Annotated in this window: 2 protein-coding genes; both read left to right on the top strand. The window is 76.4% G+C overall.

All coding sequences use genetic code 11. From position 1 onward, the window contains the following. The first annotated feature begins 114 nt into the window (after positions 1-114). Positions 115-7,320, top strand: coding sequence for a type I polyketide synthase (locus AQI95_RS39935; RefSeq protein ID WP_079071856.1), 7,206 nt, complete (start codon positions 115-117; stop codon positions 7,318-7,320). A 1-nt stretch (position 7,321) separates the two neighbouring features. Then, entirely contained in the window at positions 7,322-12,094 is a 4,773-nt protein-coding gene (locus tag AQI95_RS39930) for a type I polyketide synthase (RefSeq protein ID WP_067135745.1), read from the top strand. Position 12,095 lies beyond the last annotated feature (1 nt).

The raw sequence follows: 12,095 nt of genomic DNA, 5'->3' as shown, positions 1-12,095 counted from the left end.
GGTGCGACATTATTGACCCATGAGTAGCCCCGGGCTAGGTTCCGGTGCCCTCGCACCAGAGCGTTCCGCCGCACACCCCCCACCGTGCAGTCTCGCCGATCGTGCCGGAGCATCATGACCTCGCCTGTGCGCGCCCATGACCTCGTCCTGTGCCTCACCCCCTGCGGAGAACCCGACGCAGGTCTCACCGCCGCCGCCTGCGCCGCCGGCGCACTCGGCATCCTCGACCTCGGTACGGGTGACCGAGTGTCACGTCAGGAACTGTCGCGGCTGAGACGGGCCGCCCCGGGCCCGTTCGGTATACGGGTGACCGGGCGCTGCGCCCTGACCCCGGCCGACGTCGGCGACGTCCCGGACATCGTGGTCCACACGCCGGACGCACCCTGGACCATCGCCGAACTCCCCTCGTCCGTCCGGGTGTTGGCGGAAGTCACCGACCTCGGGCAGGCGCGTGCGGCCGTACGCGCCGGTGCCCGGGGGCTGATCGCCCGGGGCGCCGAGAGCGGCGGCCGGATCGGTGACCTGAGCACCTTCGTCCTGCTCCAACAGCTGCTGTCCGACGCGGAGGTGAGCCGGCTCCCGGTCTGGGCATGCGGCGGCATCGGGCCGCGTACGGCGGCGGCCGCCGTGGCCGGCGGTGCCGCCGGGGTCGTCCTCGACAGCCAGCTCGCGCTGCTCCCCGAATCGGGTCTGCCCGAGGAGGTCCGAGCGGTGCTGCGCACCCTGGACGGCTCGGAGACCGTGGTACTGGGCGGCCACCGGGTCCTACGGCGCCGGGGACCGGACGCCCCGCGACCACCGGCGGACGCCCCCGAGGCGGTCGCACCCCTGCTGGGCACCCGCGACCTGCGCGAACAACTCCTCCCGGTGGGCCAGGACGGCTTCCTCGCCGCCCGGTTCGCCGAACGGTACGGGGACGTACGGCGGGTGGTGCGGGCGCTGTCGGCGGCGATCCACGCGGTGGCCGAGGGCGGCGCGGTGCCTGCGGCGACGGACGGGGTGGCGCACGGGCACCCCGCATCGGCGGCGACCCCCGGGGTGGCCGACGGTGGCCCGGTGTCCGGGGTGGCCGACGGCGGTCTAGCGGCTGCGGTGCCCCCCGGGGTGGTCGACGGCGGTCCGGCGGCTGCGGCGACGTCCGGGGTGGTCGACGGCGGTCCGGCGGCTGCGGTGACGCCCGAGGTGGCCGACAGTGGCCCCCTGGCAGTCGGGGGCCGTGGTCCGGTCGAGTGCGGTCCCGTGTCCGCGCTGCGGGCCGGGTCGGCGATGAGTCGGGCGCTCGGGACCCGGTTCCCGGTGGCACAGGGGCCCATGACCCGGGTCAGTGACCAGGCCGGCTTCGCCGCCGCCGTGGCCGCGGACGGGGCGCTGCCGTTCCTCGCGCTGGCCCTCGCCGACGGCGAGCGGACCCGGACGATGCTCACCGAGGCACGGGCCGTGCTGGACGGCCGGTCCTGGGGCGTCGGCGTGCTCGGCTTCGCGCCCGAGGACATCAGGAACGCCCAGCTCGACGCCGTACGGGAGCTGCGGCCCACGCACGCGATCGTCGCGGGCGGCCGGCCCGCCCAGGCCGAGACGCTGGAGCGGGCCGGGATCCGCACCTTCCTGCACGTGCCCTCGCCGGGGCTGCTGCGGCAGTTCCTGGACGCAGGCGTGCGCCGGTTCGTGTTCGAGGGGGCGGAGTGCGGCGGGCACGTGGGGCCCCGGGCCTCCTTCCCGCTGTGGGAGGCCCAACTCGCGGTGCTGGAAGACTTCCTGGCCGACGCCGACGACGCGCAGGCCCGGCGGCTGGAGGTGTTCTTCGCCGGCGGCGTGCACGACGAGCGGTCCGCGGCGATGGTCGCGGCCCTGGCCGCGCCGCTCACCGCCCGGGGCGCCGCCGTCGGCGTCCTCATGGGCACCGCCTACCTGTTCACCGTGGAGGCCGTCGCCCACGGCGCCGTTCGGCCGCTGTTCCAGCGGCAGGTCCTCGCCGCGACCGCGACCGCCCTGCTCGAGACCGCCCCCGGCCACGCCACCCGCTGTGTCCCGAGCCCCTTCACCGCCGACTACCGCGCTCGGGAGGCCGCGCTACGGGCGCAGGGTCTGCCCGGCCGCGACATCTGGGAACGCCTGGAACGGCTCAACGTGGGCCGACTGCGCATCGCCAGCAAGGGAGTCGAGCGCGACACCGGCGGCGCGTTGACGGCCGTCGGCGAGGAACGCCAGCTCGCGGACGGGATGTTCATGGCCGGCGAGGTCGCCGTCCTGCGCTCGGCGACCACCACCCTGGCCGACCTGCACCGCTCGGTGACCGACGGCGCCGCCGACTTCCTGGCGCGGCGGGCCGAGCGGATCGGGCGGGCCGTACGCCCGAGCCCGCCGCGCCCGGCCCGCCCGGCACCGCCCCCGCCGCTCGACATCGCGATCGTCGGCATGGCCTGCATGTTCCCCGAGGCCCCCGACCTCGCCGCCTTCTGGGCCAACATCGTCGGCGGACACGACGCCGTCACCGAGGTGCCGCCCGAGCGCTGGGACCCCGCCGTCCACCACACGGCCAAAAGCACGGCGTCCCGATGGGGCGGCTTCCTGCCCCGCATCCCCTTCGACCCGCTGCGCTACGGCATCCCGCCCGCCTCCCTCGGCAGCATCGAACCCGTCCAGCTGCTGTCCCTCGAGGCGGCCCGGCGGGCGCTGGAGGACGCCGGGTACGGCGAGCGGGGGCGGGAGTTCGACCGCGCGCACGCCTCCGTCGTCTTCGGCGCCGAGGCGGGCAGCGACCTGTCCAACGCCGTCACCCTGCGCGCCGTCCTCCCCGCCTACTACGGCAAGGTCCCCGACGGCATCGAGGAGCAGCTGCCCCGGCTGACCGAGGACTCCTTCCCCGGCATGCTCGCCAACGTCATCTCCGGCCGGATCGCCAACCGGCTCGACCTCGGCGGCGCCAACTTCACCGTGGACGCCGCCTGCGCCTCCTCGCTCGCCGCCCTGGACGTGGCCTGCAAGGAGCTGGTCTCCGGCACCAGCGACCTCGTGCTGTGCGGCGGCGCCGACCTGCACAACGGCATCAACGACTTCGTCCTGTTCTCCTCCGTCCACGCGCTCTCCCCGACCGGACGCTCCCGTGCCTTCGACGCCGGGGCCGACGGCATCGCCCTCGGCGAGGGCGTGGCCTGCCTGGTCCTCAAACGGCTCGCGGACGCCGAACGGGACGGCGACCGGATCTACGGCGTGGTCAAGGGCCTCGGCTCCGCGAGCGACGGCCGCTCCCTCGGCCTGACCGCTCCCCGCCCCGAGGGCCAGCGGGCGGCCCTGGAGCGCGCGTACCGCAACGCCGGTGTGTCACCCGCGGACGTCGGCCTCGTCGAGGCGCACGGCACCGGAACCGTCGTCGGCGACCGCACCGAACTCACCGTGCTCACCGAGGTGTTCGGCGAGGCGGGCGCCGCCACCGGCGGCTGTGCGCTCGGCTCGGTCAAGTCGCAGATCGGGCACACCAAGTGCGCCGCCGGACTCGCCGGACTGATCAAGACCGCCCTCGCGCTGTACACCGGGGTCACCCCGCCCACCCTGCACCTGGAGCGCCCCAATGCGGCCTGGTCGCAGGAGACCGGACCCTTCGTCTTCCACACCCGCGCCCGGCCCTGGACCGCACCGGCCGCCGAACGCCTCGCCGGAGTCAGCGCGTTCGGCTTCGGCGGCACCAACTTCCACGCGGTGCTGGCCGCTCACGCCGACGCCGTACCGCCCCGCCAGGCCCTGGACGTCTGGCCCGCCGAGCTGTTCCTGTTCCGGGGCCGGGACACGGCGGCGGCCCACCGGCAAGCCGAGGAGATCCTCCGGGCCGCCGAGGCCGACGGCAGTCCCTGGCGCCTGCGCGACCTCGCCCTCGCCGCGGCCCGCCGCGCCGACAGCTCGCACGAACCGGTACGGGCCGCGCTCGTGTCCCGCGACACCGGGGAACTCACCGGGCAGCTGCGGCGGCTCCTCGCCGGGGAGCACGATCCGGCCGCCGGGATCCATGTGGCGGACCCGCCGGACCCGGCGGCCTCCCCCGGCCAGGTCGCCTTCCTCTTCCCCGGGCAGGGCAGCCAGCGCCCCGGCATGCTCGCCGACCTCCTGGTCCACCTCCCCGAGCTGCGCCACCACCTGGACCTCGGCCGCGCGCACGCCGACACCGTCCATCCACCGGCCGCCTTCGACGACGGCGCCCGCGAACAGCGCCGGGCCGCCCTCACCGACACCCGGGTCGCGCAGCCCGCCCTCGGCATCACGGGCCTCGCCGCCCACGCCTTCCTCACCTCGGCCGGCGTCCACCCGGGCACGGCCGCCGGGCACAGCTACGGCGAGCTGGTCGCCCTCGCCGCGGCCGGCGCCCTCGACCCCGAGACCCTCCTTGACCTGAGCGCCGAGCGGGCCGGGGCGATCCTGGCGGCGGCGGGCGACGATCCGGGCACCATGGCCGCCGTCGGCGCCGCGGCCGAGACCGTCGTACGGATCCTGCGCACCTCCGGCGCACCCGGCTCCGTCGTCGTCGCGAACCTCAACTCGCCGGACCAGACGGTGATCTCGGGACCGACGGCAGACGTCGAGACTGCCGCAGGGCTGCTGCGGGCCGCCGGTCTCGGGGCCCGGCGCATCCCCGTGGCCTGCGCCTTCCACAGCCCGCTCGTCGCCGCGGCGGGGGAACGGTTCGCCAAGATCCTCGCCGACAAGACGGTACGGACGCCCGAGTTCCCCGTCTGGGCCAACCGCACCGCCGCGCCCTATCCGCCCGACCCCGACGGGGTGCGGGCCGAACTCGCCGCCCAGATCGGCGCCCCGGTCGCCTTCGCCGCCCAGATCGAGGCGATGTACGAGGCCGGCGCGCGCGTCTTCGTCGAGGCGGGCCCCGGCACGGTCCTCACCCGGCTGGTCGGACGGATCCTCGGCGACCGCCCGCACCGCACGGTCGCCTGCGAGCCGACCGCCGACAGCGGTCTGCGCGGCTGGCTCGACGCCCTCGCCCGGCTCGCCGTCGCCGGACAGCCGGTGCGCACCGCCTGGCTGCTGCGGGGCCGCGACGCGATCGACGCCCTGCGCACCCCCGCACCGAAACGGCCCGGCTGGACGGTCGACGGCCATCTCGTCCGCACCGCCGACGGAGCACTCCTGCCCGGTGCCCTGGCACCGGCCCGACGAGTCGTGGAGGCGACCGTGACCACCGACCAGCCGTACGGAGCCCCGTCCGACCGGGACGCGCTCATCGCCGAATTCCTGCGCACCAGCCGGGAGATGATCGCCGCACAGCGCGACGTCCTGCTCACCTACTTCGGCGCCGCCGTGCCACCGGTCCCGGTCGCACCCCAACCGGCAGCACCGGTGCCGCTACCCGAACTCCCCTCGGCACTACCGCAGTTGTCCGCGCCGGACGTGGAGGAGCCGGACCTGGAGGAGCCGGTGGCCGACGTGGCGCGGGTCGTCCTGGAGATCATCAGCGAACGCACCGGCTACCCCGTCGACATGATCGAGCCCGATCTCGACCTGGAGGCCGACCTCAGCATCGACTCGATCAAGCGCGCCGAGATCGCGGGCGAACTCGCCAAGCGCCTCGGCATCGCGGGCGGCGCCCATGTGCTGGACGACGCCGAACTGGAGGAGCTGGCCAAGGCGCGCACGGCGGCGGCCGTGACGGGCTGGCTGACGGCGCGCGTCGCCACGCACACGGGCGACGAGGCGGGCCGAGCCGACGGGCCGGCCGAGGCGTCGTACCAGGCGGAAACAGCCGAGGCGTCGTACCCGGCAGAGGAAGGTGAGGGAGCCGGCGGACAGCGGTCCGCGTCGGCGCGGCTCCCCGCTCTCGGGGTGGCTCCCCGGCGGCATGAGCTACGGCCCGTGCCGTTGGCGGAGCCGGAGCGCGAGCTGGCCGCCGCGCATGTCCCCGCCCCCGACCCCGACCTGTCCGGCCTGCGTTTCGCCCTGCTGGGAGCGGCGCAGGGGGCGGCGGCCGAGGTCGCGGCGCGGCTCGCGGCGCACGGTGCTGACACCGTGCTCCTCGACCGGGGCCACCTCCTGACCGGATCCGACGGTCCCGTCGACGGCGTCGTCCACCTCGACGCGCTGCCCGGCCCGGACCTCCCGGTGCTGCCGGACGCGTTCCCGGTGCTGCGGGCGGCGCTCGCGTGCGGCCCGCGCCGACTGCTCGCGGTCCGGGCCGCCGACCCCGCGGGCGCCCTGCGCGCCGCCGGTCTGGACGGGCTGTTCCGCAGCGTCGTGTGCGAGTACCCGGACCTGCTCGCACGGGTCGTCGCCGTGGCCGACACCGCCCCGGCGGCCGTGGCCGACGCCGTGCTCGCCGAGCTGCGCGCACCCGGACCCGCTCCCGTCGTGCTGCGTACGGCGGCCGGCGCCCGGCAGGGGCTGGAGCTGGTGCCCGCGCCGCTCGGCCCGCTCGCCGCCACCGGCGCCGGACCCGCCGGACCCGGCGCCGCCGAGGCGGCCGCGCTCGGCCTCGACCGGGACTCCGTCGTCCTGCTGGTCGGCGGTGCCCGGGGCATCACCGCGAGGTTCGCGGCCACGCTGGCCGGCGCCTGCCGCTGCCGTGTCGAGCTGCTGGGCCGCACCCCCGCGCCCGCCGGTCCCGAGGACCCGCACACCGTCGCCGCCCGTACCCCCGTCGAGCTGCGCGCGGCCCTCGCCGCCGGGCCCGGCGCGCCCCGGCCCGCCGACATCAACCGCGCCGCCGAGCGGATCCTCGCCCAGCGGGAGATCGCCACGACCCTCACCGAACTCGGCGCCCTCGGCAGCGCGGCCCGCTACCGCTCGGTGGACTTCCGGGACCGGGACGCCGTCCTGCAGGCGGTCAAGGAGATCCACGCGGATCACGGCCGGCTCGACGGAGTCGTCTTCGCCGCCGGAGTCATCGAGGACCGGCTGATCGCCGAGAAGAGCCCCGAGTCCTTCCAGCGGGTCTACGGCACGAAGACGGCCGGGGCCACCGCGCTGTTCGCCGCCCTGGACGACCTGCCCGGCACACCCGCGTTCACGGTGCTGTTCGGCAGTGTCGCCGCCGTCCTCGGCAACCGCGGCCAGGCCGACTACGCCGCCGCCAACGACGCCCTCGAGACGCTCGGCGCCGACTGGGCCGCCCGCACGGGCGCTCGTGCGCTGACCGTCCACTGGGGCCCCTGGGCGCCGTCCGGGACGCACGGCGGCATGGTCGGCGCGGAACTGGGCCGCGAGTACGCCCGGCGCGGCATCGAGCTGATCGACCCGGACGAGGGGACCGCGGCCCTGCTCCGGGAACTCGCCTGGGGCGATCCGTCGGCCCGCGCCGTCGTCTACACCGCGTCGGGCTGGTGACATGACGGAGCGTCACACTCCTGTCGCCGTCGTCGGGATGGCGGTGCTGCTGCCCGGCGCTCCGGGCCTCGACGCCTACTGGCGCAACCTGCGCGACGGCGTCGACGCGATCGGCGAGGTCCCCGCGGACCGCTGGGACGCCGACTACTACCGGCCCGGACCGGCCGCCGGGCCCGCCGCCCCGGACCAGGTGTACTGCCGGCGCGGCGGGTTCGTCGACGGCCTGGCCGAGGTGGACGTCACCCGCTACGGCATCATGCCCGCCTCGGTGCCCGGCACCGAGCCCGACCAGCTGATCGCCCTCGACGTGGCCGCCGCCGCCCTCGCCGACGCGGGAGGCGAGGAGCGGCTGCCCGAACGCCACCGCATCGGTGTCGCGCTCGGCCGGGGCGGCTACCTCACACCGGGCCTGGTCCGCCTGGACCAACGGGTGCGCACCGCCGCACAACTGACCCGCACCCTGGGCGAGTTGCTGCCCGACCTGACCGCCGGGCAGCTCGCCCGCGTCCGCGCGGCGTTCACCGATCGGCTCGGCCCCGACAGCCCGGAGTCCGCGATCGGCCTCGTCCCCAACCTCGCCGCCTCCCGCATCGCCAACCGGCTCGACCTGCGCGGCCCCGCCTACACCGTGGACGCGGCCTGCGCCTCCTCCCTGATCGCCGTCGACCAGGCGGTCACCGAACTCACCACCGGCCGCTGCGACCTGATGCTGGCGGGGGGAGTGCACCACTGCCACGACATCACCCTGTGGAGCGTCTTCGCCCAACTGCGCGCCCTGTCCCCGACCGAGCGCATCCGCCCCTTCCACCGCGACGCCGACGGCATCCTCATCGGCGAGGGCACGGGCGTCGTCGTACTGAAGCGCCTCGCCGACGCGGAACGCGCCGGCGACCGGGTGTACGCGGTGATCCGGGGCACGGGCGTGGCCAGCGACGGCCGCACGGCGGGCCTGGTCACCCCCGACCCGGGCGGACAGGCCCGCGCGGTACGACAGGCCTGGCACGCCGCCGGACTCGACCCCGCCGCACCCGACTCCCTCGGCCTGCTGGAGGCCCACGGCACCGCCACCCCCGCCGGTGACGCGGCCGAACTTGACACGCTGGCCGAGGTGTTCGGGCCCGCCGGTGACGACGGCTTCCGCCCGGTGCTCGGCTCGGTGAAGTCGATGATCGGCCACACCATGCCGGCCGCGGGGGTCGCGGGCCTGGTCAAGGCCGCCCTCGCCCTCCACCACGGCACCCTCCTGCCCACCCTGCACTGCGAGGACCCGCACCCCGCCCTGGCCGCGACCCGCTTTCGTACCCTGGAGCGCTCCCGGCCCTGGGAGACCGACGCCCGGCAGCCGGTCCGCCGCGCCGCCGTCAACGCCTTCGGGTTCGGCGGGATCAACGCCCACGTGGTGCTGGAAGAGGCGCCGGGCGCCGCTGCGGGGCCCCGTCGGCGCTCCGCGCCCGCCACTGCCCCCGCTTCCGCACAGGTCACCGAGCCCGAGCCGATCCTGCTGCTCGCCGCCGACAGCGTGACCGACCTCGCCGCCCGCCTCGGCGCCGACGACGCGGCCGTCCTCGCCGCCGGGCTCGACCCGACCCGGCCGCCGCCCGGCGCCGGTCCCGTCCGGCTCGGCATCGTCGCCCCGACCGCCAGGCGACTCGCCCTGGCCCGCCGCGCCGTCGCCAAGAGCCGCGCCTGGCAGGGCCGAGGAGACGTGTGGTTCCGGCCGGGCCCGCTGCTCGGCCGGGCCGGCGACCGCCTGGCGTTCGTCTTCCCCGGCCTGGAGGGCGACTTCGCGCCCCGCACGGACGACGTCGCCGCCCACTTCGGCCTCGCCCCGGCGCCCGGCACCGACGTCCGGGTCGACGACGTCGGACGGCACGGGTTCGGCGTCGTCGGCGTGGGCCGTCTGCTGGACCGGGCGCTGCGCCGCATGGGCGTCGTACCGGACGCGGTCGCCGGGCACAGCGTCGGCGAATGGACGGCGATGGCGGCGGCCGGACTGTACGCCCCCGACCAAGTCGACGCGTTCATGGCCGAGTTCGACCCGGACACGGTCACCGTCCCCGGTCTCGCCTTCGCCGCCCTCGGCACCTCCGCCGCACAGGTGCGCGCCGCGCTCGCCGAGTCCTGGGCCGACTTCGGGATCGTGCTCTCCCACGACAACGCGCCCCGCCAGTCCATGGTCTGCGGACCCGGCGCGGCGGTCGAGGAGTTCGTACGGTCGCTGCGCGCGCAGGGCGTGATCTGCCAGGTGCTGCCCTTCCGCTCCGGCTTCCACACGCCGATGCTGCAGCCGTACCTCGCGCCCATCGAGGAGGCCGCCGCCCGCTTCCGGCTGCACCCGCCGACCGTGCCGGTGTGGTCGGGGACGATCGCGGCGCCCTTCCCGGGGGCGGAGCCGGAGGTGCGCGAGCTGTTCGTACGGCATCTGCTGGAACCTGTCCGCTTCCGGGAGCTGACCGAGGCCCTCCACGCCGCCGGGCATCACGTCTTCGTCCAGGTCGGCCCCGGCCGGCTCACCTCCCTGATCGGCGACACCCTCGGCGACCGCGACCACCTGGCCGTCGCCGCCAACGCGCCGGAGCGCGACGGCATGGCCCAACTGCGCCGCGTGGCAACGGCGTTGTGGACGGCCGGAGCGGAGACGGTGCCCGCACTGCCGCCCCGCACCGCCGCGCCGGGGCGGGCCCGACGGCACCGCCCGCCCGTCCGGCTCGACCTCGGCGGTGCCCTCGTCTCCCTGGAGGGGCCGACCCTCGCCACCCTCCGCACGGAACTGCGCCCGCACGCACCTGCCGCACCCCCGACACCCCCGCACCCGCCTGCCGCGCCCCCCGCACCCGCACCCGCACACAGCCCGGTCCGGTCCGCCGCGTACAGCGCGGCCCAGGAGGTCCCGAGCGGTCACGGCCTCGGCGAACTCGACAGCCTCGCCACGCGCTTCCCGGTCGCCGCCGAACTGACCGCCCTGCTGCGGGACACCGCCGACACGGCGGCCCAGCTGATCACCGCCGCCCGCCACCGCGCCCCGAGCACCGGGGCGCTCACGGCGGCCGGGCCCGCCAGGACCGCACCGGCTCCCGCCGGGCCCACGGGCGACGTGCCCGCCCGCACCGCGCCGACCGGCACCGCACCCACCTCCGCCGGGCCCCCGGGCACCCCCCGCACCCCCACCGCAGCCACCGGCACCGCCCCCACCGTCACCACCGTCCGCGTCTGCCCCCAGACCATGCCCCACCTCCTGGACCACTGCTTCTTCCCGCAGCGCCCCGGCTGGCCGGACGTCGAGGACCGGTGGCCGGTGGTTCCCGCGACCACGATCATCGGGCAGCTGATGGACGCGGCGGAGGCGGCCGCCCCCGGGCTGCGGGCGGTCGCCGTGCACGAAGCCCGCTTCGACCGGTGGCTCACCGCCACACCTCCCGTCGACGTACCGGTCACCGTCACCACGGACCCCGGCCGCCCGGACCGCCTCACCGTCGCCTTCGGTCACACGGCCCGCGCCACGGTCGAACTCGCCCCCCACCACCCCGGACCACCGCCGCCGAGCCCGCTCCCCGAGGCGTCGGAGCGCCGCCCCGAGCACACCGCCGCCCAGATCTACCGTGAGCGCTGGATGTTCCACGGCCCCGGGTTCCAGGGGCTGACCGACCTCACCGCCATCGGCGAGCGGCACATCCGGGGAGTGATCACCGCACCCACCGCGCCGGGCGCCCTGCTGGACAACGTGGGCCAGCTCCTCGGCTACTGGATCATGGCGACGCGTACCGAACGCACCGTCGTCTTCCCCGTGCGGATGCGGCACATCCGGTTCCACGGGCCGCACCCGGCCCCCGGCACCGAGGTGGGCTGCGTGCTGCGGATCACCTCCCTCACGGACACCGTTCTGGAGGCCGACGCGGAGCTGACCGTCGGCGGCCGGGTGTGGGCCGTGATCGGCGGCTGGCAGGACCGCCGCTTCGACAACGACCCGACCACCCGGCCCGTCGAGCGCTTCCCCGAGCGCCACACCCTGTCCCAGGCCGTGCCCGGCGGCTGGGCGCTGGTGCACGAGCGCTGGCCGGACCTCGCCTCACGCGAGCTGATCATGCGCAACATTCTCGGCGCCGCCGAGCGGGCCGCGTACGCCGCACGCCCGCCGCGCGGCCGCCGGCAGTGGCTGCTCGGCCGGATCGCGGTCAAGGACGCCGTACGGCAGTGGCTGTGGCAGCACGGCGAGGGCCCCGTCTTCCCGGCGGAACTGCGGGTGCTCAACGACGAGTTGGGCCGCCCCCGCGTCACCGGGGTGCACGGCCGTGCGCTGCCCCCGCTGGACGTCTCGCTCGCCCACCGGGCCGAGGCGGGCGTGGCGATCGTCCGGCCGCACTCCCCGCGGCCCGGCCCCGGCATCGACATCGAAGAGGTCACCGAGCGCGATCCGGCCACGCTCGCCACCGCGCTCGGCCCGGCCGAACTGCGCCTGCTGCACGCCCGGTCGGCGGACGGCACCGGCACGGAGGCCCTGTGGTTCACCCGGTTCTGGGCCGCGAAGGAGGCGGTGGCCAAGGCCGAGGGCGTCGGATTCGGCGGTCGGCCACGGGACTTCGCGGTACTGGAGACCACCCCGGACGGCAGCCGGCTGCTGGTCTCCGGCCGCCTGGAACGCCTCTACACCGTGCACTGCGCGTCGGTGGCGAATCCGCCCGCCCTGCCTCGGCGCGCCTACGTCGTGGCCTGGACGACCGAGCCCGGGGCCGCCGACGAACACCCCCACGAAGTACCCGAAGCAGCCGAGGAGTAGC

The sequence above is a fragment of the Streptomyces yokosukanensis genome (assembly GCF_001514035.1).
In the GTDB taxonomy this organism is placed as follows: domain Bacteria; phylum Actinomycetota; class Actinomycetes; order Streptomycetales; family Streptomycetaceae; genus Streptomyces; species Streptomyces yokosukanensis.
This window is presented reverse-complemented; position numbering and strand designations above follow the sequence as displayed.